The sequence below is a fragment of the Amycolatopsis sp. NPDC005961 genome (assembly GCF_040629235.1).
GTDB lineage: Bacteria > Actinomycetota > Actinomycetes > Mycobacteriales > Pseudonocardiaceae > Amycolatopsis > Amycolatopsis camponoti.
Genome location: NZ_JBEXVF010000013.1, coordinates 158,389 through 179,890, shown reverse-complemented (window position 1 = coordinate 179,890; position 21,502 = coordinate 158,389). Strand labels below are relative to the sequence as shown.

Below are 21,502 nucleotides of genomic sequence, written 5' to 3'. Positions count from 1 at the left end.
TTCATGAACCTGCCGCTGCGGGACCGGAAGATCGACGTCTTCTTCGCGGTGCTGTTCTCGGCCTTCACGGTGACGTCGCTGATCAGCGACCTGCTGCCGACCGTCGGCGTCGACTTCTCGAAGCCGTCGGACAACTTCTTCGTGAACTCGAACTACTGGTACGCCCACGACGCCGACGCGCTGTTCATGCACCCGCCGGACTGGATGCGGATCGTCACCGGGCTCTCGGCGTTCGTCTACATGCCGTTCTACGTCGTGCTCGTCTTCGCGCTGCTGACCGGGCGCAACTGGATCCAGCTGCCGTCGGTGATCTACGCGACGATGATCGTCACGCTGACCGGGGTCGTCGTGTTCGGCGTCGAGTTCTTCGGCGACCCGGCGTTCCGCACCGGCAACCCGGCGAAGTTCCTCGCGTTCAACCTGCCCTACGTCCTGGTACCGCTCCTGCTGCTGGTCCGGATGCGCAAGCCACTCCCGTTCACCCGCCGTTTCTGACCGGAGGCGCCGTGCCGTACTCGTTCCTCAGCCACCTCGAATGCTCCCGGACCGGCGAGCGCTTCGAGGCCGACGCCGTCCAGGGACTCTCGCCGTCCGGTGCCCCGCTGCTGGCTCGCTACGACCTCGACGGCGTCCGCGAAGCCGTGACGCCGAAAGAGATCTCCGGGCGCGAGCCGACGCTGTGGCGCTACCACGAGGTGCTGCCGGTGCGCTCCCCCGAGCGGGTCGTGAGCCTGGGCGAGGGCATGACGCCGTTGCTGCGCCTGCCGCGCTACGGCCGCGAGCTGGGGCTTTCGCGGCTGTGGATGAAGGACGAGGGCCTGGTCCCGACCGGCACGTTCAAGGCGCGGGGCGCCGCGGTCGGCGTCTCGCGGGCGGCGGAGCTGGGTGTCGGCGGGATCGCGATGCCGACGAACGGCAACGCGGGCGCGGCGTGGGCGCTGTACGCGGCGCGCGCGGGCCTGTCGAGCCTGATCGCGATGCCGGACGACGCCCCGGCGATCACCATGCGCGAGTGCGTCGCGGCCGGGGCCGAGCTGTACCGGGTGGACGGTCTCATCGGCGACGCGGGGAAGCTCGTGGCCGCGGCGGTTCCGCGGCGTCCGGGTGTGCAGGACGTCTCGACGCTGAAGGAGCCGTACCGCATCGAGGGCAAGAAGACGATGGGGTACGAGATCGCCGAGCAGTTCGGCTGGCGGCTGCCCGACGTCATCCTCTACCCCACCGGCGGCGGGGTCGGGATCATCGGGATCTACAAGGCTTTGCTGGAAATGCGCGAGCTGGGCTGGGTTTCCGGTCCGCTGCCGCGGCTCGTCGCCGTCCAGGCGACCGGGTGCGCGCCGATCGTCACCGCGTTCGAGCGGGGCGACCGGGAGAGCGTGCCGTTCCCGGACGCCCGGACCGTCGCGTTCGGTATCACCGTGCCCAAGGCGCTGGGCGACTTCCTGGTGCTCGACGCCGTTTACGCCACGGACGGGACCGCCGTGGCCGTCACCGACGAGGAACTGCTCGCGGCGCAACGGGAACTGACGACCTTCGAGGGCACGTTCATCTGTCCCGAGGGCGGGGCGTGCTTCGCCGCGCTGCGGCACCTGCGCTCGTCGGGATGGCTTTCCGGCGACGAGGACGTCGTGGTCTTGAACACCGGCGCCGGGATCAAGTACCCGGAGACGGTGCCCCTCGACGTCCCGCTGCTGCCCCGGGACGGCCGCATTCCTTAGAGGACCGAGCGCACCGTTTCGGGGTCGCGGGCGACGACCGTCGTGCCGTCGTCGGCCGTGATGATCGGGCGCTGGATCAGCTTCGGGTGCTCGCTGAGCGCCTCGATCCAGCGTGCGCGGTCGGCCGGGGTGCGGCCCCACGTCTTGAGGCCCAGCTCCTTCGCGATCGGCTCGGCGGTGCGCGTGATGTCCCACGGCTCCAGCCCGAGCCGGTTCAGGACGGCTTTCAGTTCCTTCGCGGTCGGCGGGTCCTCGAGGTAGCGGCGCACGGTGTACTGCGCACCGGCTTCGTCCAACAGCGACACGGCGGACCGGCACTTCGCGCACGCCGGGTTGACCCAGATCTCCACGGCGGCAGCTTACCGCCCTGGTTTTGGAGCACGTGTTCTGTTACGGTCGCGGCATGCCCCGCCCCCGCGTCCACGACCTCGACGCGCTGCTCGACGTCGCCGAACGGCTGGTCGCGTCGTCGGGAGAGGTCACCGTGCGTGGCCTGGCCACCGCCGCGGGCGTGCCGAACGGGACGATCTACCACGCGTTCGGGTCGCTCAGCGCGGTGCTGGCCCAGGTCTGGCTGCGCGCGGCGACCGCGTTCCTGGACCTGCAGACCTCGCGGGTGGACGCCGCTACCTCACCGGAAGACGCCGTCGTCGCGGCCGCGGACACCCCGGCGGAGTTCGCGTTGCTGCGTCCCGACGGGGCCCGGATGCTGCTGCGGGTGCGGGGCGACCGGTTGTTCGGACCCGAACTGCCGGACGAGCTGGCGGAGGCGTTGCACGCGCTGGACAAACGCCTGGTCGCGCTGCTCGTGCGGCTGGCGCGCCGGGTGTGGGACCGCGGCGACGGACTGGCCGTCGAGGTGATCACCACCTGCGTCGTCGACCTGCCGACCGCGTTCTTCCGGCGGGACATCACCGACCCACTGGTGCGGGAGCGGCTGGCCGCCGCCGTGCGAGCCGTGCTGACCGTGCCCCCTCGAGAGAAGGACCGACCTTGACCGTTCTGCACTTGGGCGACGACGAAAACCGCTTCTCACCGGACTGGCTGCAGCGCGTCCATTCCACTTTGGACGATGTGGACGACGTGCTGGTGACCACCGGCGGCGGCAAGTTCTACTCGAACGGCCTCGACCTCGACTGGCTCATGGCCAACGGGGACAAGGCGGCCGAGTACGTCGCCGAGGTGCAGGAGCTGTTCGCGCGCGTGCTGACGCTGCCGGTGCCGACGGTCGCGGCGGTCAACGGCCACGCGTTCGGCGCGGGCGCGATGCTGGCGATGGCGCACGACTTCCGCGTGATGCGCGGCGATCGGGGCTACTTCTGCTTTCCCGAGGCGGACATCAACATCCCGTTCACGCCGGGGATGGCGGCGTTGATCCAGGGCAAGCTGACGCCGGCGGCGGCGATCGCGTCGATGACGACGGGACGCCGGTTCGGCGGCGCGGACGCCTTGTCCTTGGGGCTGGTGGACGAGATCGCCGCCGAGGGTGACGTGGTGAAGGTGGCTTCCGAGCGGGTCGAAGCGTTGGCGGGCAAGGACAAGGGCACGCTGGGCGCGATCAAGGCGACGATGTTCGCCCCGGCGGTCGCGGCGCTGCGCGCACCCGCGTAGGCCTCCGGCCCCCGGTTTCCAGCTTACCGGGGGCCACCGACAGTTCCGGGTGACCGCACGCCCGGGCCGGATGCCGCGAAGGCACCCTCGGCCCTCAAGTCCGTGAATGGCCCATCAAAGGACTCTGGGTCCCCCAATGGCCATTCACGGCTTCGGGCACTCGGCCAGGCGGCGGCGCAGGTGGGCGCGCTCCGGTTCCGTGCCCGCCAACGCCAGCGCCTCTTCGTACGCGGCCGCCGCTTCGGTGTGGTGGCCCGCTCGGGCGAGGAGGTCTCCCCGGGCCGCCGGGAACGGGCTGTACTCGCGCAGCCGGGGCTCCTCCGCCAGCGATTCGAGCAGGACCAGCCCCGCTGCCGGGCCGTCGCGCATCGCCACCGCCACCGCTCGGTTCAGGTCCACCACCGGGGACGGTGCCAGCCCGCGCAGGACGTCGTACAGCGCCACGATCTGCGGCCAGTCCGTCCGGGAAACGTCCGGTGCCTCGTCGTGCAGGGCCGCGATCGCTGCCTGGACGCCGTACAGCCCCGGGGGCCCGCCGGTCAGCGCGACCTCGACCAGGGACGTCCCCTCCGAGATCATCGCGCCGTCCCAGCGGCCGCGGTCCTGGTCGTCGAGGAGCACCAGGTCGCCGTCCGGACCCGTGCGGGCGTCGCGGCGCGCGTGGATCAGGAGCATCAGCGCCAGCAGGCCTGCGACCTCCCGCTCCCCCGGCAGGAGCCGCCGCAGGATCCGGGCCAGCCGGATCGCCTCCTCCGCCAGGTCGAGCCGCTGCAGGTCCGGGCCGGAACTGGCCGCGTACCCCTCGGTGAAGATCGAGTAGACGACCTGGAGCACGCCCGGCAGCCGGCCGGGCAGCTCGGCGGCGTCCGGCACCCGGAACGGGATCCGGGCCGCCCGGATCCGGTTCTTCGCCCGCACGATCCGCTTGCCCATCGTCGCGCTGGGCACCAGGAACGCGCGCGCCACCTCCGGTGTCGTCAGCCCGGCCAGGCAGCGCAGGGTCAGCGCCGTCCGGTCCTCCGCGGGCAACGCGGGGTGGGCGCACGTGAAGAACAGCTGGAGCCGCTCGTCGGGCAGGCCGCCGTCGGACGGCGGGGCGGGCGCCGCGCGGTCGGCCTCGACCTGAAGCACCGCGAGCCGGGCCGCGTAGGCCTGGTCGCGGCGCAGCCGGTCCACGGCCTTGCGCCGCGCGGTCGTCATCAGCCAGGCGCCCGGATTCGGCGGCACGCCGTCGACGGGCCAGTGCACCAGCGCGGCCTCGATGGCTTCCGACGTCACCTCTTCGGCCAGGTCGAGGTCGCCGAACCGGCGCACGAGCGCGGCGAGCAGCAGCCCGCGCTCCTCCCGGAACACGGCTTCGACCGCCGCCCGCCCCTCCACCGCCGTCAGTCCCCGTACGAAGCGAGCGGCCGGACGACGATGTGCCCGCCGTCGCGGGCGCCCGGGCAGCGCGCCGCCCAGTCGAGCGCGACGTCGAAGTCCGGGACGTCGACGACGAAGTAGCCGCCGAGCACCTCGCGGGATTCGGCGAACGGCCCGTCGGTGACGATCCGCTCGCCGCTCTCGTCGACGCGGACCGCGGCGGCCGTGGTGAAGTCGGCGAGCGAGTTCCCGCCGACGTGGACGCCGGCGTCCTTCATGGCCTTGTCGAACAGCATCCAGTCCTCGGGCGTGCTGCAGCCGGTGGGCGCGCCGTCCGCGTCGAGCGAGGCGTTGATCAGCATCAGGTACTTCACGGGATCCTCCGGTGGCTCGGTTGTCGTACGCGGTGACTACGAACGGCCGACGCCGCCTTGGACACCCTCGCCGAAGATTTTCTCATGTCAAGAAACTTTGACACGATGTCTGTTTTGCTTTACCTTGGGGATGTCAAAGTTGCTTTACACGGGAGCGAGCCGTGCCCCACGAAGAGAAACGCGCCTGGATCCTCGGGATCTGCGCGATAGCGAGCTACGCGGTCTACGTCGTCCTGATCCTCGGCCGGGCCGGCGGGCGGCCACTGGCCGAAGTCCCCTACATCGCGCCCATGCTGGGGACGATCGGCGCGTCCATCGCGGCGGCGATCGTCGCGAGCATCCTCGCCGCGATGATCTCCCGCGACGGCGGGAAGGACCAGCGCGATCGCGAGATCGGCCGGTTCGGCGAGTACGTCGGCCATTCGTTCGTCGTCATCGGCGCCGTGGCGGCCCTGCTGCTGGCCATGGCCGAGGCGCCGTACTTCTGGATCGCCAACGCCGTCCACCTGGCCTTCACGCTCTCGGCGATCCTCGGGTCGATCGCCCGGATCTTCGCCTACCGCCGAGGTTTCCAGCCGTGGTGACCCGCGTGACCAACTCGCTCCGCGCCCTCCGGTTCGCGCACGGCCAGATGACCCAGGCCGACCTCGCCGCCCGGATCGGCGTCACCCGCCAGACCGTCATCGCGATCGAGCAGGGCCGCTATTCGCCGTCGCTCGAGACGGCGTTCCAGATCGCGCACGTGTTCGGAGTCCCGCTCGAAGAAGTGTTCCAGTACCCGGAGGAGTCACCATGAAAGCGATCGTCCAAGACCGCTACGGCAGCCCGGACGTCCTCGAGTTCCGCGACACCGCCAGACCGTCGCCCGGTGCCGGCGAGGTCGTCGTGCGCGTGCACGCGGCCGGCGTCGACCCGGGCGTGCGCCACCTGACCACCGGGCACCCGTACCTGCTGCGCCTGCTGGGTTTCGGGCTGCGCCGGCCGAAGCTGCCGGTGCGGGGCCTCGACTTCGCCGGCACCGTCGAGGAAACCGGCGACGGCGTCACGCGGGTCCGCCCGGGCGACGAGGTGTTCGGCGTCTGCGAAGGCGCCTTCGCCGAGTACGCCGTCGCGAAGCAGGACCTCGTCGCGGCGAAACCCGCCCGCCTCTCCTTCGAGCAGGCGGCGGCCGTCCTGGTTTCCGGCGGCACCGCCCTGCAGGCCCTGCGCGACGCCGGCCGCGTGCGGCCCGGGCAGCGCGTCCTGGTCATCGGGGCGGCGGGCGGCATCGGCACCTTCGCGGTGCAGCTGGCCAAGGCCTTCGGCGCGGAGGTCACGGGGGTGTGCAGCACCGCCAAGACGGACCTGGTCCGCACCCTCGGCGCCGAGCACGTCGTCGACTACACGCGCGAGGACATCGCGGCGCGGCGGTACGACCTGATCGTCGACACCGCGGGCCTGCGCTCGCTGACCACCCTGCGCCGGGCGCTGACCCCGCGCGGCACGCTCGTGATCGCCGGCGGCGAAAACGGCGGCCGGTGGCTCGGCGGCATCCAGCGGGTGTTCCGGGCGGCGCTGCTGAACCCGTTCGTCCGGCACCGCTTGTGCGGGCTCGTCTCCCGCGTGCGCGGCGAAGACCTCGAAGTCCTGCGAGACCTGATCGAAGCCGGGAAGCTCACCCCGGTGCTCGACCGGACCTACCCCCTCGCCGACGTCGCCGCCGCCATCGGCCACCTCCACGCGGGCCGCGCGGCCGGCAAAGTCGTGCTCACAGTGCTCATAACCTGACGCCAAGGTCCTTCAGCCGCTTGACCCGGTCGATGTGGGCGGGGTGCCCGGCCATCAACCGGGACCACAGCCGGCGCTCGTCGCCGCGGTCCCGCAGGTTCCACGCCTTGAGCAGCAGCGCCAGCTCCCGGCCGTAGCCCAGCCGCGCCGCCATCCGGTCGGCCCGGTACTCGCCGAGCCGCTTCGACCACGCGAGCACCGGGCCGAGCAACGGCGTCAGCAGCAGCCACGGGTCGAGGAACGCGAGGGCGGTGAGGATGCCCAGGCTGAGCAGCACGGTGACCAGCACCTCGGCCGACCGGCCGAACGAGCGGAACACGCGGCCGACGTGCGGCACCACCCAGGCGAGCAGCCGGATCAGCCGGGCCAGCACCCGGGCCGGCAACCCGAGCCAGTGGACCAGCAGGTTCGCCCGCGTGTGCCCGGACAGGTGGTGGCCCAGCTCGTGGGCGAGGATCGCTTCCAGGCCCGGGCGCTCCAGGTCGAGGGCGGCCCGGGTCACCGCGACGGTCCGGCCCCCGGCGGCGAAGGCGTTCAGCTCGCGCGACGGCTCGACCCACAACCGGTACCGGCCGCCGTCGACGCCGGCCGCGGCGCAGACGGCCGCCCAGCTCGGCGTGAGCCAGGTCAGCTCCCGTTGGCTCGGCTCGCGCATCTTGAGCAGCACGGACAGCACGAGGTGCTCGTAGGCGGGGACGAACGTGATCGCACCGGCCAGCGCCCAGCCGGCCGGGAGCACCCAGAAGTACGCCGGCCAGAGCAGCTTCCCGAGCAGGCCCAGCACCAGCAGGCTGCTGGCGACCACCGGGACGGCGAGCACCACGCCCAGGACCGCGGAAAGATCGATCCGCGCCCGCTCCTTGTCGCTCACGCTTCCCCTCCCGGCCGACGCCGGATCCACCTTGGCGTGGCGCCGGGCGGAGCACAACGGTCCGCCCGAACTGTCCGGGAGCTGTCAGGAAAACGCGTCCGCGTGCGCCTCGGCCCAGTCGGTGAAGGTGCGAGCGGGCCGGCCCGTCACCTCGGCGACCGTCGGGTACACCGTCGCCTCGTCCAGCGTTCCGCCGACGTAGAAGTCCCAGAACGCTTCGACGTACTCGCGCGGCATGCTCGCCGTCAGCTCGGCGCGCGTCTCGTCGTTCGTGAGCCCGACGAACTCCAGCTTCCGGCCGAGCACCTCGGCCAGCACCGCGACCTGGTCGGCGGGCCGCAGCGCCACCGGGCCGGTCAGGTCGTGGATCCGTCCTTCGTGGCCGCCCGCGAGCGCCCGCGCCGCCACCGCGGCGATGTCCGCCGGGTCGACGCAGGCGGCCGCGACGTGCGGGAACTGCGCGCGGACCGTATCGCCCTCCCGCAGCTGCGGGAGCCAGCGCAGCGCGTTCGCCATGAACGCGCGCGGGCGCAGGAAAGTCCAGTCCAGCCCCGATTCCCGGACCGCGCGTTCGGCGAGGGTCATGTACGCCGAGACCGCGTTGTCCAGGTCTTCCAGCGCCGCCGAGCCGCCGGACAGCAGCACGATCCGGCGGACGCCCGCGTCGCGCGCCTTCGCCAGCATGCCGGGCATGTCCTGATAGCCCGGCAGCAAGAAGATCCCGTCGACGCCCTCGAGCGCGTCTCCGAGACTCGCGGGATCGTCGAGATCGCCCACGACGGCTTCGGCGCCGTCCGGGAGCACGGCGTCCGGCCGGCGCACCAGCGCCCGGACCGGATCACCCGCTTCGGCCAGTGCCGCGACCACTTCCGAGCCGACGTTGCCGGTGGCGCCGGTGACCAGGAACATCGCTCCACCCCCAGAGTCGGTTCCCGGGCAGCGTAGCGCCACCGGCGGCCGTCAGTCCTGCGCCGGCAGGTCGTCGAACTCGACGACCTGGCGCACCTCGACCTCGATCTCGAGGTCGAACAGCTCGGTGTACTTCTTCGCGAACTCGACCGCCTCCGCCTGGTCGGCGGCGTTGATCAGGGCGAACCCGCCGATGACCTCCTTGGCCTCGGCGAAGGGCCCGTCGGTGACGCGGATCGCCGCCCCGCGCGGCTTGCGGACCAGCGCGCCCTTGTCCGACCGGTGGACGCCCTCGGCGGTGATCAGGATGCCCTTCTCGGCCGACTCCTGGATGAACCCGCCCATCTTCTGCATGAACTCCGGGCTGGGGTTCCACGCCTGCGGGTCGTTCTCGTCGAGCCGGTGCATCATGAGGAAACGCATGGTCTTTCTCCCTGTTCTCGTCGGCCGGGCCCGGGTTCTCCCGGGTTCGTCGACCGGCCTTCACCCCCGCGTCGATCGGCCGCTTCCGGCGTTCGACATTTTCCCGGAGATCTTTTCCGGGAGAGTACTGTGACACCGGTCACTTCGAGGGAGGGTGCCCGGATGGCTGTCGTGCTCGCGATCGGGACGCGCAAGGGTCTGTGGCTGGTGACCGGCCCGGACGACCGCTCGAGCTGGGAGGTGACCGGCCCCCACCACCCGATGACCGAGGTGTACGCGGTCGGCATCGACACGCGCCGGGCGGCGCCGCGGCTGCTCGCCGGAGTCACCAGCGAGCACTTCGGGCCGAGCGTCGCGACCAGCGACGACCTGGGCGCCACCTGGCAGGAACCCGACCACGCTCCCATCGCCTTCCCGCCGGACACCGCCGAGTCACTCGTGCGGGCCTGGCAGCTCGTGCCCGGGCCGGCGAGCGAACCGGACGTCGTCTACGCCGGCACCGAGCCGTCCGCGCTGTTCCGGTCGGAGGACGGCGGCCGCACCTACGAGCTGGTCCGCGGCCTGTGGGACCACCCGCACCGCGAGCACTGGACGCCCGGGGGCGGCGGCAAGGCGATCCACACGGTGCTCCCGGACCCGGTCGAGCCGGGCCGCGTCACCGTGGCGATGTCGACCGGCGGCGTCTACCGCACCGACGACGGCGGCGCGTCCTGGCGGGCGAGCAACACCGGCATCAAGGCCGTGCACGTGCCCGACCCGTACCCCGAGTACGGCCACTGCGTGCACAAGGTCGCGATGCACCCGAGCGCGCCGGACCGGTTCTTCGCGCAGGTGCACCACGGCGTCTACCGCAGCGACGACGCCGGCGCGAGCTGGCAGTCCATCGCCGACGGACTGCCCAGCGACTTCGGCTTCCCGATGGTCGTCCACCCGCACCGGCCCGAGGTGATCTACACGTTCCCGCTGACCGCCGACGTCATGCGGTTCCCGCCCGAAGGCCGGTGCCGGGTGTACCGCAGCGAAGACGCCGGGAAGTCGTGGGAGGCCATGGGCGCCGGCCTGCCGGACGGGTACTGGGCCGGGGTCATGCGCGACGCGATGTGCGCCGACGACGCCGACCCGGCCGGGGTGTACTTCGGCTCGCGGACCGGCGACGTCTACGCCAGCCGGGACGACGGCGACAGCTGGGAGCTGGTCGTCTCGCACCTGCCGGACGTGCTGAGCGTCCGCGCCGCGACGGTGTGACCGTGCTGATCACCGTGCTGGTGCCCGGTCCCCTGCGGGCGAAGACCGGCGGCGAGTCCCGGCTGGAGGTCGAGCTCGGCGAGGCGGCCACGCTCGGGGCGCTGCTCGACGAGCTCGCGCGGCGGTACCCGGCGCTGGAACGGCGGCTGCGCGACGAGCAAGCGGGCCTGCGCCGGTACGTCAACTTCTACGTCGACGGCGAGGAGTGCCGCCGGCTCGACGGCCCGTCGACGGCGTTGCGCGACCGCGGCGAGGTGCAGATCATCCCGTCGGTCGCCGGCGGCTGACTCCTTCCACCTCGGCGAACAGCTCCGCGGCGCGCCGGCCGGTGGCGGCCGCCCGCTCGCCGGTGCTGACGAGGGCGAGGACGAGGACACCCGCGCCCAGGGCGGTGACCAGCCACCACACGCCGGGTCCCGCCCCGACCGTCCCGGCGAGCGCGACGCCCAGGGTCGTGCCGGTCTGCCGGCCGGCCGAGGCCAGCGACCCGGCCACGCCGGCCATCGAGCCCGGCATCCCGGAGACGGCGGTGTTGGTGATCGGCGGGTTGACTGTGCCGAGGAAGACGCCGAACAGCAGGGAGACCACCAGCACGAGCGGCAGCGGCGTCGCCGGGCCGAGCCACCCCGCCGTCACGCCGCCGAGGGCGAGCGCGATCCCGGCGACGACCAGCGGCAGCCGTGGGCCGCGCGTGCCGACCAGCCGTCCGGTCCGCGGGGACAAGACCACAACGAGCACGCCGACCGGGAGCAGGCAGAGCCCGGCCGTCAACGCCGTCAGGCCGCGGGTGTCCTGCAGGTACTGCGTGGTGACGAAGAGGAAGGCGCCGAACCCGCAGAGCGCGAACAGCGCCGTGACGATCGCGCCGCTGAACGCCACGCTGCGGAAGAGGCGCAGTTCGAGCAGCGGATCGGCGCGGCGCGGCTCGTGACGCAGGAGTGCGGCCACGGCGAGCGCGGCGAAGGCCAGCAGGCCGAGGATCACCGGCGACGTCCAGCCCAGCGCGCGGGCCTCGATGATGGCGGCCACGACGCAGCCGAGCACGAGGACGACGAGCACCTGGCCGAGCGGGTCGAACCGGCGCGGGCGGGCCGCCCGGGATTCGGGGACGAATTTCAGGGTGGCCGCGATGGCGGCGGCGATGATCGGGACGTTGACCCAGAAGACGGCCCGCCAGCCCAGTCCGTCGACGAGCGCGCCGCCGAGGATCGGCCCGAGCGCGAGCGCCAGGCCGGACATCGCCCCGAACACGCCGATCGCGCGGGCGCGTTCGGCCGGGGCGGGGAAGGTGGTGACGACGATGGCCAGTGCGACCGGGTTGAGCATGGTCCCCCCGGCCGCTTGGACGGCGCGGGCGGCGATCAGCCAGTCGATGCCGGGCGCCAGGCTGCAGAGCAGCGACCCGATCCCGAAGACGGCGAGACCGGTGAGGAAGACGCGCTTGCGCCCGAACCGGTCGGCGGTGGACCCGGCGAGCACGAGGAACCCGGCCAGCACCAGCGTGTAGGCGTCGACTGTCCACTGCAGACCTTCGACGGACGCGCCGAGGTCCCGGCGGATCGACGGCAGGGCGACGGTGACGATCGAGATGTCCATGACGGCGACGACGATGCTGGTGCAGCAGATGGCCAGCACGAGCGCGGGAGACTTCATGCCGCCGACGGTAGGATTTAGAGCGTGCTCGAAGTCAAACCGATCCCCGAGGCCGGGCTGACCATCGCCGAGGCGGCGCGCCGCTCCGGGGTCAGCGCGCACACGCTGCGCTACTACGAACGAGCCGGCCTGGTGGTCACGCGGGTCGACCGCACTTCGGGCGGCCGGCGCCGGTACCGGAAGCTCGACCTGGACTGGATCAGGATCTACACCAAGCTGCGGGCCACCGGCATGCCGATCAAGGTGATCCGCCGCTACGCGGAGCTGGTCGGCGCGGGCCACGGGAACGAGCAGGAGCGGTTGGCACTGCTGGAGTCCCACCGCGACGACGTCCTGGCCCGGCTGGCGGAGCTGGAGGAGAACCTGCGGCTGATCGACCGGAAGATCGGGGTTTACCGGGGACGTCTGGCCGCCGGGGACGCCGACGGCCTGTGGGCGCCGGGCGGTGCCCGGTAGTCAGAACAGCGTGGCCTGGGCCGGTTCTTCCTGCGGTGGCCGACCCCGCCGGCCGTTCAACGCGAACTTGTCCTCGATCTCCTTGCTGGGCTCCGGGAACCCGTACTTCGCGATCAGCGGCCGGATCCGGGCGCCGATCTCATGCCGGTAGGACGTCTCCGACCCGGACGAGTACAGCTTCGTGTACTCCCCCACCAACGCCGGGTACGCCCGCCGCAGCCAAGCGAAGAACACGTCCTTGACGCCCGAAGACAAGTACAGCGGGTGGTACAGCACGTCCGTCGCCCCGGCGGCGGCCACCGCCGCCACCAAGGACTCCAGCTGCGAGACCGAATCCGACAGGTGCGGCAGGATCGGCGACAGGAACACCGTGCACTCCAGCCCCGCGTCGCGGATCGCGCGGACCGTCGCCAGCCGGGCCGTCGTCGTCGCCGTGCCGAACTCCACCGACTGCTGGAGCTCCTCGTCCAGCATCGACAGCGACACGCCCAGGTGCACCGTCGTCCGCCCGGCGGCCCGGGCCAGGTGATCGAGGTCCCGGCGGATCAGCGGCCCCTTGGTCAGGATCGAGAACGGCACCCGGTGCCCCGCCAGGGCGTCGATGATGCCCGGCATCAACTCGTACCGGCCCTCCGCGCGCTGGTAGACGTCCGTGTTCGTGCCGAACGCCACGCGCGGCGGGAGCTTGCGCTTGCGGGCCAGCTCGCCCCGCAGCACCTCCACGATGTTCGTCTTGACGATGATCTCGTTGTCGAAGTCGCCGGCGATGTTCAGGCCGAGACGCGTGTGCGTGTTGCGCGCGAAGCAGTACTGACACGCGTGGGTGCAGCCGCGGTACGGGTTGATCGTGTACTCGCCCGGCAGCATGCGCGCGTCCGCCGGGACGTGGTTCAACGCGCTCTTCGCGAGCACCTCGTGGAACGTCACGTCCCGGAACTCCGGCGTGCGGACGCTGCGCACGAACCCGGTCAGCCGGGCCAGGCCCGGCAGCGTTCCTTCGTCGACCCGGTCCGTGCGCTGGCCGCTCCAGCGCATCGCTTCTCCACTCACTCCGCCGAGCATGCCCGGCCCGGCGAGGCCGGGCTAGCCAGATTCGGACACGACCCCTACAGCGCTTCGCCCCACTGGCCCGGCCCGGAAACGGCGCGCGGATCGGTGACCGCGTGGTAGCCGCCGTGCACGAACACCAGCGCCGGCGCGTGCCGGTCGTGGCCCGTGGCCAGCACCTCGCCGACGACCAGGGTGTGGTCGCCCAGGTCGATCTTCTCGGCCAGGGCGCACTCCAGCCAGCTCGCGCCCTCGAGCACCAGCGCCCCGGTGAGCGACCCCGGCTTCGCTTCCAGGACGGCGATTTCGGACGCCCGCGCCGCACGCGGGCCGGCGAACCGGCGGGCCACGTCGCGGGCGTCCGCCGGCAGGATCGACACCACCCAGCGGCCGGCGTCCAGCAGGTCCGCCAGGAACGCCGACTCCTTGCGGAAGGACAGCGAAACCAGCGGCGGGTCGAGGGAGATCGACCCCAGGGAGTTGACGGTGACGGCGTCGTGCCGCCGGCCGCCGGAGGTGTCGCGGTACGTCGTGGCGACGCACACGCCGGTCGCGAAGGTGCGCATCGCGCCACGGAGATCGGGAGCCATCACAACCCCTGCGGGTGCGAGAAGAACCGGTCCGGGTCGTACCGGCGCTTGACCTCGGCGAGCCGGGCGGCGTTCGCGCCGTAGTAGGCGCCGCGCCAGTCCTCGAGGTCCGGATCGGTGAAGTTGACGTACGACGCGTCCGGCGCGAACTCGCCCGTCTCGGCGTGCAGTGCGTGCAGCCAGTCCAGGTTCGCCGCGACGACGCCGGGCGCGTCCCGCTCGGTCCACGAAGTGTCCAGGCTGAGCAGGAACTTCGTGTCGCGGTGCGGGAAAGCGGTGTCCGCCACCGGGACGCGGCCGATCGCCCCGCCCCACGCGAACAACGCGGCCCCGGCGCCGTCGGGGTTGCCGCTGCCGGGCCACTTCTCGACGGCCCGGACGAGCGCCTCCAGCCCGGCGTCCGCGATCGCGTGCGGGGTGCAGCGCGTGCGGACGGCGAACGCGCCGCCTTCGCTGCTGTGGTGCAGGAAGGACGCCGCGTCCCAGAAGTCCCGGTCTTCGATGTCGACGCGGTCGGGAGCCGCGACGGCGAAGGCCGGCGCCAGCAGCTCCCCCAGCTCCGAGGCCGGGCCGAGGTGGTGGCCCACCACGGAAACGACGCCGTCCTCACCCGCCGAGCGCGCGATGCCGATCCGCGCGGAGAACTCCTCGGGCGCGGCGAGCATGATCTCCTGCATCACCGCGAGGACCTCGACCGCGTGCGGCCACGCCCAGAGCACGACGCACGTCGAGCCGGACGGCGCGGGGCGCGCCTGGAACGTGAAGCTCGTGTTGACGCCGAAGGTGCCGCCCCCGCCGCCTCGGCAGGCCCAGAACAGGTCCGGGTTCTCCGTGGCCGACGCCGTGACCAGCGAGCCGTCAGCGAGCACGACGTCGGTCGAGACCAGCGCGTCGCACGTCAGGCCGTGCGCGCGGGAGATCGTCGTGACGCCGCCGCCGAGGGTCAGGCCGCCGATGCCGACGGTGTCGGAGTTGCCGAGCGGGAAGGTCAGGTCCCACGGCCGCAACCCGGCGTAGAGCGCCTTCATCGGCGTCGCGCCGCCGACGGTGACCAGCCCGGTGCCGCGGTCGACGCGGATCCCGGACAGCCGCCCGAGGTCGAGCACCAGGCCGGGGCCCGCCGAGTGGCCCGCGTAGCTGTGCCCGCCGCCGCGGACCGCGAGCGGCACGGACTCCGCGCGGGCCCACTCGACGGCCCGGGCGACGCCGGCCGCGCTCGTCACGGTCAGCACCGCCGCGGGCCGGGTGGCGGCGAACCGCCGGTTCACCGGCGCCGCGGCGGCGAAGCCGGGGTCGCCGGGGAACCGGAGTTCGCCCAGGCCGCGCAGGCCGTCCCACGTCGTCATGACGCGCGGCTTTCGAGCGCGACCTCTTCGAGGTAGGAGACGCCGGTGGCCGCGTGCTCGCCGTGGCGTTCCCAGACTTCGCGCAGCACCAGGGTGCCGCCGTGCCACTGCGGGGTGTTCACGCTGTTCCCCGCGATCACCTCGCCGCTCTCGAGCACCATCGTGTAGGCCAGCCGCAGGACGCCGGCGGCGTCGCAGGTGCCGGTCACCGTGCCGCGCCGGACGTGGCCGCCCTCGAACTCGGCCCACACCAGGTCGCCGTGCTGGCGGTACTCCGCGTACGTGCCGTCGCCGCCGCCCAGCGCGCGGAACCGGCGGCCGTCGTAGTGGATGCTCATTCGTCCACGTCCAGGAGTCCGGCCGGCATCGCCAGGGTGGTGCCGGCGGGCGGCGGCTCGATCTCGACGGCGTCCACCTCGACCAGCGAGGCCGCGTGCGCCAGCCGCTGACGGCACGTCTCGGCGTCGCCCGCCTCGCACGCGACGAACGAGTGCCGCGCGATGTACCCGCCCGGCGGCAGCCGCAGCGTGGTGCCCGGCTCGACCATGGGCGAGGCCATGACCAGGCCGGGGGCGTCCCACGGCACCTCGACCGAGTGCACGACGCAGTCGTGGTCCGGGTAGCCGAACCGGATGCCGGCGACCCCGGACCGCGTCGGGGTGACGTCCGGGCGCTGGCCGGTGGCGACGTCGAACAGCACGCTGCCCGGGTCGATGCCGGTGGCCGTCTTGCCGAGCAACGGGATGAGGTCGCCGCCGAGGCGCCCGTTGACCTCGATGATCACCGGGCCGTTCGTCGTGAGCCGGACTTCGGTGTGGGTGATGCCGTTCTCGACGCCGAGCACGCGATGCGCTTCGGTCAGGACGCGCAGCAGCTCTTCGTCGCGCAGCAGCGGGTCGCCCGCGTCGACGAGGTGACCGGTCTCCTCGAAGAACGGCGGCATCCCGGTGCTCTTGCGGGCGATGAACATCGGCAGGTACTCGCCCTTGTGGACGGCGCCGTCGATGCTGATCTCGGGACCGTCGGCGAAGCCCTCGATGATCGCGCCGCCGCGGTAGGGCTCGTCGCCGACGAGGCTGGCCTCGTGCGCGACGCGGTAGGCGGCGTCGAACTCCCCCGCGTCGCGGGCGAGGGAGACGCCCATGCTGGCGCCGAGCGCGCGGGGCTTGACGACCACCGGGAAGCCGATGCGGGTGACCGCCGCGCGGGCGTCGTGGAGGTCGACGGCCAGGTGGAAGCCGGGCTGCGGCAGGCCGGCGGCGGTGAGCCGGACGCGGCAGCTGTGCTTGTCGCGGCAGCCGTGCACGCCGGGGATGCTGAGGCCGGGCACGCCGAACTCGGCGGCCAGCTCGGCCGCGGGCATGACCAGCGGCTCGTCCCAGCAGAGCACGCCGGCCACGCTGTAGTGCGTCGCCAGCTCGCGCGCGGTCTCGGTGAGCAGCACGTGGTCGAAGACGTTGACCACGGTGATGTCGTCGAAGTACTCGTGCTGCCAGGTCGGCTTGAGGTTGTTGATCAGGACCAGCCGCAGCCCGGCTTCGCGGGCGCGGGCGGCGACGGATCGGACGAGGTATTCGCGGTAGAGCTTGAGGCCGCTGCCGATGACGAGCAGCGCGCCCGGGTTCGGGTTCATCGAAGGTCCTTTCGGATCGAGGGAACGAGGGCTTCGCCGGCGAGCTCGGCGACGACGGCGTCCGCGGCCTGCGGAGCGGTGCGGAAGCCGTCGGGGCCGCTGGCCGGGCGGGCCCAGGCGGCGGGCCCGACGCGGACGAAGCCCGTGTCGCCGCCTTCGGCGGTGGCGTAGTGGCAGTGCTTGACGCGCACGACGTCGTAACCGTCCACATCGGACACGACGCCGGCCGCGAGGACGCGTGCCGCCCAGCCCGCGTCGTCGTCGGGGCCGGCGAGGGTGGTCACCTCGCGCCGGACGGCGTCGGTGCTCACCTTGAGCAGCGTGCCCGCCACCGAAGGCAGCAGCCACGCCCGCCCGTCGGCGCCGAGCCCGCCCGCGGTGGGCGTCGCCGCCCAGGCGTGGGCGAGCGCGGTGGGCGGGCGCAGGTAGACCATCGTCTGCCGGTGCAGCGCGACCGGCCGGTCGACCAGCGCCGCGGTCCACGGCCCGGCGGCGACGAGGACGACGTCACCGGGCACGGTCGTGCCGTCGGCCAGGTGGACTTTCGCCTGGTCCGGGTCGACGGCGACGGCTTCCCGGCCGGGCCGCAGCTCGGCGTCCGGGTGGTGCCGCAGCCAGCGGGCGGCGGCGTGCAGCACGCGGTCGGCGAGCAGCGTCCCGGCGTGCGGCTCGAACACGGCACCGCTGCCCCGCGGGAACCCGATGAGGGGGTAGGCGGACGGGTGGACGATCCGCAGCGGAACGCCGGCGGCGCTCGCGGTGGCGACGGCCGCGGGGATGAGCCCGGGCGGCAGGGCCTGAAGCACCCCGACGCGCCGGTAGAGCCCGGCACCCGGCAGGTGATCGCAGAGCAGCGCATCGAGCTCCCGCCACCGCCGGTGCAGCTCGGCGGCCCGCCGCGTGGCGGCCCGATCCCCGACGACGAGCGCCCGCAGCGCCCGGTGCTGGTCGAAGGAGGTGGCCCCGGGATGCGGCACGGGCCCGCGTTCGAGGAGGACGACGCGATGCCCGGCGAGCACGCACCGGATGGAGGTGAGCAGCCCGCTGATCCCCCCACCGACGACGACGACCCGCAGGCCGTCGCGCCGCACCCCGGCCGGAGCTTTCACGTGCAAGCTCCGGCCCAGGTGGCCGCTTTCCCGGGAAAGCGGCGACGCCGCACCATCCACCGCGACGGCCGCGCTTCGCTGCCGGATGCCGGTGCTCATCTCCCGGCCTCCGCTTCCCGCAGCCGGGGCAGCGCGACGGGGGTGAACGACTCCGCGTCCACCCCCGCGTCCGCCCCCAGGACCTGCGATGCCAGGTCCACCAGGATCGGCGCGGCTCCCCGCACCAGGCGGTCGACCTCGAAGCAGAAGTCGCCCGCGTCCGCGCCCGTCACCGTGCGGCCGTCCAGGCGGCCCAGCTGCTCCGCGATCGTCTCCGCCGCGCGGTTCAGGCTGAACCCCGCCAGCTCGTACGACTCCGCGAACCGCGAAGCCATCCGCGAAGCCGCGCGACGCGAGCGTGACGACACCGGCAGCGGGCCGAGGCCGACCCACCGGTTGACCTTGTCGGCCACCCGGTTCCACGGCGCGACGAGCCGCGCGGAAGTCACCCGCGCCAGCGCGTCCCGGCTGAAGCTCGTCCGCTGGTGCTCCGGGCTGGTCGCCGCCAGGTGGAAGCGGATCAGGTCGCGCGGCACCTCGGCGGCCAGGTCGCGGCTCCACACCACGTGCCCGCGGCTGGTCGAGAACTTCCGGTGGTCCAGCTCGTAGAACTCGTTGGTGAGGTAGCGCGTCGGCAGGTCGTAGCGGCCGTCCAGCGCCAGCAGCATGGCCGGGCCGGCGATCGCGAACGGGTAGATGTTGTCGAACCCGAGGAAGTACACGATCTCCGAACCCGCGCCGGCCAGCCACAAGGCGTCTTCCGACGACACCGGGCCCGAACGCTTCTCCGCGGACAGCGCGGAACAGTGCATGCTCCACGCCATCGGCTCGGCGTTGGGGTTGACGCGCTGCCCCGCGACCTCCGGGAAGGGCACCTCGATGCCCCACGAGGTCGGGTACGTCACCGGGAAGTCCGGCAACGGCCGCGCCAGCATGGCCGCCATCGCCTGCGCCATGTGCGGCCGCATCCCCGAAGCGTGCGCGGCGAAATGCGCCCGCAGCCGGGACCGGTACCGCTCGACCGGCAGCACGAGCACGTCGGCTTCGCGCAGCACCACCGGGTCCGACGGGTCCAAAGTGGACCGGACGTCCAGCAGGTCCCCGGCGGCGACCAGCTGCCCGCAGCTCTCGCAGAGCCCCGCGCAGCATTCGGCGAGGCACTCCGGGCAGCTGCCGGACGCGAAGCCGTCCACCAGGAACTCGCCCGAACGCGACGAGTACGGGAACTTCATCGTGCGCAGTTCCAGCTTGCCCGCCGAGTGCAGCCGGGCGACGAAGTCGACGACCCACTTGGTGAACCGGTCGTCGTCGCCGGTGTAGCCGTCGACGCCGATGCCCATCGCCTCGAGGCTGGCGGAAATCTGCGCGGCCGACGTGGAGACCAGCTCCGCCGGGGTGACGCCGCGGCGGTGCGCGGTCGTCACCACGAACGTCGACGTGTCCTGGAAACCCGTGCCCAGCAACACTTCCCGGCCCTGGGACCGGGCGTAGCGGGTGTGCACGTCGGCGGCCAGGAACGGCCCGGCGATGTGCCCGAGGTGCAGGTCGCCGTTCGCCGTCGGGGCGGGCGAGATGACGACCGTCCGGGCGCTCATGACACGCCCGCTTCGTGGCGGGCCGTGAACTGCGCCGACATCTCGGTGTCCCACCAGACGCCGTAGTACTCGAAGTCCTTGTCGCCTTCGTTGGTGACGCAGTGGTTCGAGCCGGGCGGCAGCCGGACGATGTCGCCGGCGGAGAACAGGTGCCGGACGCCGTCGACGACCAGCGTGGCGACGCCGGCCAGGGCGATGAAGATCTCGTACTCGTGGTGGGAGTGCGCGGTGGACGTCGTGTGCGGGCGCAGGACGCACCAGGCGCCTTCGAACGGGGCGTTGAGCTCCGGCCAGGGCAGCAGCCGCTGCGAGTCGAGCCCGTACGCGCGTTCCAGGTTGGTGCGGTCGAGGGGGCGGATGTCGATCATACCGCCACCACCACGGACTCGCCGGTGCGGCGGAGGTCGTCGTCCGGGCCCGCGCCCGTGACGCGGCGTTCGACCATGTCCCCGGCGATCTCGGCCGACCGCTGGGCCAGCACGCTGATCAGCGAGTCCGAGATGCCGTGCGTCGCCTCGTTGACGCCCTGCAGGTACAGCGCCCCGTAGGCGCCGGCGCCGAGGTCGGCGCGGTACCGCCGGTTCACGGAGACCGCGTCCAGCCCGATCGCGTCGGCCAGGCCGCGGACCATCGACGGCATCCGCGGGTCGAAGCCCGTGCCGAGGAACACCGCGTCGCAGCGGATCTGCTCGACCGTGTCGTGCTTGAGGTCGCGGACGTCGAGCACGAGCTCGTCACCCTCGGCCCGGGCGCCGACGACGTCGGCGGACCCGCGGATCGTGGAGACCGGCTGGCCGAGCATCTTCTGCTTGTAGAGCATGGTGTAGAGCTCTTCGAGGAACGGCGCGGCCAGGCCGCCGTAGTTGGTCAGGTGCATCTCGGCGAGCACCTTCTCCCGCGCCGCGTCGGACATCGTGAAGAACTCGTCGACGAAGGACGGGAAGAACAGCTCGTTGACGAACTTGCTGGTCTGGTAGTCCTTGAGGGCGATCGCGCGTAGCAGCAGCGTCGGGGACGAGCCCGGCGCCTCCTGGTGCAGGGCCATGAACATCTCGGCCGCGCTCTGCGCGCCGCCGACCACGACCGGCCGCAGCGGCTTGCCCGGGCGGGCGAGCGCGGTGGTCTCGGCGACGCGGGTGCTGAACTCGGTGCTGTGCACGACCCGCTCGGCCGGCAGCCCGCGGAACACCTCGGGCACGTGGGCGTCCCGGCCCCCGCCGACGACCAGGTCGCGGCAGAGGATCGTGTCGCCGTCGGACAGCGGGACGGTGAAGCCGAGCACCTGGCCCGACTCCGAGTGGATCGGCAGGACCCGCTCGGCGCGGGCGTTGTACCGGATCCGGACCTGCTCCAGCGAGTCGGCCACCCACTGCAGATAGGCGGAGATCTGCCAGCGGAAGGGGTTGAAGGTGCCGAGGTTGACGAACTCGTCGAGCTCGCCACGCTCGTGCATGAAGTTGAGGAAGGAGAAGCGGCTGCGCGGGTTGCGCAGGGTCACCAGGTCCTTGACGTACGACACCTGGCTGCGCGCCCACGGCAGCATCAGGTTCCGCTGCCACTTCACGTCTTCGTGCTGTTCGAGGATCATCGCACCGCGGGCCACCCCGGCCCGGCCGCACTCCTCGAGGGCCACGGCCAGCGCGAGGTTCGCCGGGCCGGCCCCGATCATCAGGACATCCACTTCGTGGACAGTCATCTCTGTACTTCTTTCCTGATCGACGTGCGCGCGCCGGGTCGCGGCGCGCCGCACGGAG

The 21,502-nt window shown here is 72.6% G+C and carries 26 protein-coding genes; 10 read left to right on the top strand and 16 right to left on the bottom strand.

Annotated features, from left to right (window positions below):
* Window positions 1–3 precede the first annotated feature (3 nt).
* The gene (locus ABZ342_RS15225) at window positions 4–495 is read left to right on the top strand and encodes an emopamil-binding family protein (protein WP_155545371.1); all 492 of its coding nucleotides are present in this window, start codon (window positions 4–6) and stop codon (window positions 493–495) included.
* An 11-nt stretch (window positions 496–506) separates the two neighbouring features.
* Complete coding sequence (locus tag ABZ342_RS15220) at window positions 507–1,718, top strand: threonine synthase (RefSeq protein WP_155545370.1); 1,212 nt, start codon at window positions 507–509, stop codon at window positions 1,716–1,718.
* On the opposite strand, the gene ABZ342_RS15215 is transcribed toward ABZ342_RS15220, so the two are convergent.
* Window positions 1,715–2,068 carry an arsenate reductase family protein gene (locus tag ABZ342_RS15215; protein ID WP_360473128.1) on the bottom strand — a complete coding sequence of 118 codons (354 nt, stop codon included), beginning with the start codon at window positions 2,066–2,068 and terminating at the stop codon, window positions 1,715–1,717. The two genes, ABZ342_RS15220 and ABZ342_RS15215, sit on opposite strands and share 4 nt — an antisense overlap.
* A 53-nt stretch (window positions 2,069–2,121) precedes the next feature.
* On the opposite strand from ABZ342_RS15215, the gene ABZ342_RS15210 reads away from it, so the two are divergent.
* Both ABZ342_RS15210 and ABZ342_RS15205 read left to right on the top strand, forming a co-directional pair.
* Window positions 2,122–2,715 (top strand): TetR/AcrR family transcriptional regulator, encoded by a 594-nt coding sequence (locus tag ABZ342_RS15210; RefSeq protein WP_360473126.1) that lies wholly within the window; start codon window positions 2,122–2,124, stop codon window positions 2,713–2,715.
* The gene (locus ABZ342_RS15205; RefSeq protein WP_155545367.1) at window positions 2,712–3,329 is read left to right on the top strand and encodes an enoyl-CoA hydratase/isomerase family protein; all 618 of its coding nucleotides are present in this window, start codon (window positions 2,712–2,714) and stop codon (window positions 3,327–3,329) included. Before ABZ342_RS15210 ends, ABZ342_RS15205 begins: the two co-directional genes overlap by 4 nt.
* A 144-nt stretch (window positions 3,330–3,473) precedes the next feature.
* On the opposite strand, the gene ABZ342_RS15200 is transcribed toward ABZ342_RS15205, so the two are convergent.
* Entirely contained in the window at window positions 3,474–4,709 is a 1,236-nt protein-coding gene (locus tag ABZ342_RS15200) for an RNA polymerase sigma factor (protein ID WP_360473123.1), read from the bottom strand.
* A gap of 5 nt (window positions 4,710–4,714) precedes the next feature.
* A complete protein-coding gene (locus tag ABZ342_RS15195; RefSeq protein ID WP_360473120.1) occupies window positions 4,715–5,065 on the bottom strand; it encodes a YciI family protein in 351 nt (116 codons plus the stop codon).
* A 161-nt stretch (window positions 5,066–5,226) separates the two neighbouring features.
* Between ABZ342_RS15195 and ABZ342_RS15190 the strand changes: the two genes are divergently transcribed.
* The 3 genes from ABZ342_RS15190 to ABZ342_RS15180 are packed head-to-tail and all read left to right on the top strand — an operon-like array spanning window position 5,227 to window position 6,832.
* Window positions 5,227–5,649, top strand: coding sequence for a hypothetical protein (locus tag ABZ342_RS15190; RefSeq protein ID WP_360473117.1), 423 nt, complete (start codon window positions 5,227–5,229; stop codon window positions 5,647–5,649).
* The gene (locus ABZ342_RS15185; RefSeq protein WP_360473168.1) at window positions 5,646–5,861 is read left to right on the top strand and encodes a helix-turn-helix transcriptional regulator; all 216 of its coding nucleotides are present in this window, start codon (window positions 5,646–5,648) and stop codon (window positions 5,859–5,861) included. Before ABZ342_RS15190 ends, ABZ342_RS15185 begins: the two co-directional genes overlap by 4 nt.
* Window positions 5,858–6,832 carry an NAD(P)-dependent alcohol dehydrogenase gene (locus ABZ342_RS15180; RefSeq protein ID WP_360473114.1) on the top strand — a complete coding sequence of 325 codons (975 nt, stop codon included), beginning with the start codon at window positions 5,858–5,860 and terminating at the stop codon, window positions 6,830–6,832. The genes ABZ342_RS15185 and ABZ342_RS15180 overlap by 4 nt, the downstream gene beginning before the upstream one ends.
* Here ABZ342_RS15180 and ABZ342_RS15175 read toward each other — a convergent pair.
* From ABZ342_RS15175 to ABZ342_RS15165, 3 genes are all read right to left on the bottom strand, one after another.
* Entirely contained in the window at window positions 6,822–7,703 is an 882-nt protein-coding gene (locus ABZ342_RS15175; protein WP_360473111.1) for a M48 family metalloprotease, read from the bottom strand. The genes ABZ342_RS15180 and ABZ342_RS15175 overlap by 11 nt on opposite strands.
* Window positions 7,704–7,787: 84 nt before the next feature.
* Window positions 7,788–8,612: an NAD(P)H-binding protein gene (locus tag ABZ342_RS15170; protein WP_360473108.1), complete on the bottom strand. Its 825-nt coding sequence runs from the start codon at window positions 8,610–8,612 to the stop codon at window positions 7,788–7,790.
* Window positions 8,613–8,663: 51 nt separating this feature from the next.
* The gene (locus ABZ342_RS15165) at window positions 8,664–9,035 is read right to left on the bottom strand and encodes a YciI family protein (protein WP_360473106.1); all 372 of its coding nucleotides are present in this window, start codon (window positions 9,033–9,035) and stop codon (window positions 8,664–8,666) included.
* A gap of 162 nt (window positions 9,036–9,197) precedes the next feature.
* On the opposite strand from ABZ342_RS15165, the gene ABZ342_RS15160 reads away from it, so the two are divergent.
* Both ABZ342_RS15160 and ABZ342_RS15155 read left to right on the top strand, forming a co-directional pair.
* Entirely contained in the window at window positions 9,198–10,280 is a 1,083-nt protein-coding gene (locus tag ABZ342_RS15160; protein ID WP_360473104.1) for an exo-alpha-sialidase, read from the top strand.
* Between the two features lie 2 nt (window positions 10,281–10,282).
* Window positions 10,283–10,567 (top strand): MoaD/ThiS family protein, encoded by a 285-nt coding sequence (locus ABZ342_RS15155; protein ID WP_360473102.1) that lies wholly within the window; start codon window positions 10,283–10,285, stop codon window positions 10,565–10,567.
* Here ABZ342_RS15155 and ABZ342_RS15150 read toward each other — a convergent pair.
* A complete protein-coding gene (locus ABZ342_RS15150; RefSeq protein ID WP_360473100.1) occupies window positions 10,542–11,933 on the bottom strand; it encodes an MFS transporter in 1,392 nt (463 codons plus the stop codon). The genes ABZ342_RS15155 and ABZ342_RS15150 overlap by 26 nt on opposite strands.
* Window positions 11,934–11,957: 24 nt before the next feature.
* On the opposite strand from ABZ342_RS15150, the gene ABZ342_RS15145 reads away from it, so the two are divergent.
* On the top strand, window positions 11,958–12,389 hold the full coding sequence (locus ABZ342_RS15145; RefSeq protein ID WP_360473098.1) for a MerR family transcriptional regulator: 432 nt from the start codon (window positions 11,958–11,960) through the stop codon (window positions 12,387–12,389).
* Here the strand turns inward: ABZ342_RS15145 and ABZ342_RS15140 are convergent, their stop codons facing one another.
* The 9 genes from ABZ342_RS15140 to ABZ342_RS15100 are packed head-to-tail and all read right to left on the bottom strand — an operon-like array spanning window position 12,390 to window position 21,444.
* A complete protein-coding gene (locus ABZ342_RS15140; RefSeq protein ID WP_360473096.1) occupies window positions 12,390–13,439 on the bottom strand; it encodes a radical SAM protein in 1,050 nt (349 codons plus the stop codon).
* 56 nt (window positions 13,440–13,495) lie between these two features.
* Window positions 13,496–14,026, bottom strand: a complete 531-nt coding sequence (locus ABZ342_RS15135) for a flavin reductase family protein (protein WP_360473094.1) — start codon at window positions 14,024–14,026, stop codon at window positions 13,496–13,498.
* The gene (locus tag ABZ342_RS15130; protein WP_360473092.1) at window positions 14,026–15,372 is read right to left on the bottom strand and encodes an FAD-binding oxidoreductase; all 1,347 of its coding nucleotides are present in this window, start codon (window positions 15,370–15,372) and stop codon (window positions 14,026–14,028) included. Before ABZ342_RS15130 ends, ABZ342_RS15135 begins: the two co-directional genes overlap by 1 nt.
* Window positions 15,369–15,710 (bottom strand): hypothetical protein, encoded by a 342-nt coding sequence (locus ABZ342_RS15125; RefSeq protein ID WP_155545351.1) that lies wholly within the window; start codon window positions 15,708–15,710, stop codon window positions 15,369–15,371. Before ABZ342_RS15125 ends, ABZ342_RS15130 begins: the two co-directional genes overlap by 4 nt.
* A complete protein-coding gene (locus ABZ342_RS15120) occupies window positions 15,707–17,005 on the bottom strand; it encodes an ATP-grasp domain-containing protein (protein ID WP_360473088.1) in 1,299 nt (432 codons plus the stop codon). Before ABZ342_RS15120 ends, ABZ342_RS15125 begins: the two co-directional genes overlap by 4 nt.
* Window positions 17,002–18,213, bottom strand: coding sequence for an FAD-dependent oxidoreductase (locus tag ABZ342_RS15115; RefSeq protein WP_360473085.1), 1,212 nt, complete (start codon window positions 18,211–18,213; stop codon window positions 17,002–17,004). Before ABZ342_RS15115 ends, ABZ342_RS15120 begins: the two co-directional genes overlap by 4 nt.
* Window positions 18,210–19,748, bottom strand: coding sequence for a class I tRNA ligase family protein (locus tag ABZ342_RS15110; protein WP_360473082.1), 1,539 nt, complete (start codon window positions 19,746–19,748; stop codon window positions 18,210–18,212). Before ABZ342_RS15110 ends, ABZ342_RS15115 begins: the two co-directional genes overlap by 4 nt.
* Complete coding sequence (locus ABZ342_RS15105; protein ID WP_360473079.1) at window positions 19,745–20,116, bottom strand: cupin domain-containing protein; 372 nt, start codon at window positions 20,114–20,116, stop codon at window positions 19,745–19,747. Before ABZ342_RS15105 ends, ABZ342_RS15110 begins: the two co-directional genes overlap by 4 nt.
* Window positions 20,113–21,444 carry a SidA/IucD/PvdA family monooxygenase gene (locus ABZ342_RS15100; RefSeq protein WP_360473076.1) on the bottom strand — a complete coding sequence of 444 codons (1,332 nt, stop codon included), beginning with the start codon at window positions 21,442–21,444 and terminating at the stop codon, window positions 20,113–20,115. Before ABZ342_RS15100 ends, ABZ342_RS15105 begins: the two co-directional genes overlap by 4 nt.
* Window positions 21,445–21,502: the final 58 nt, after the last annotated feature.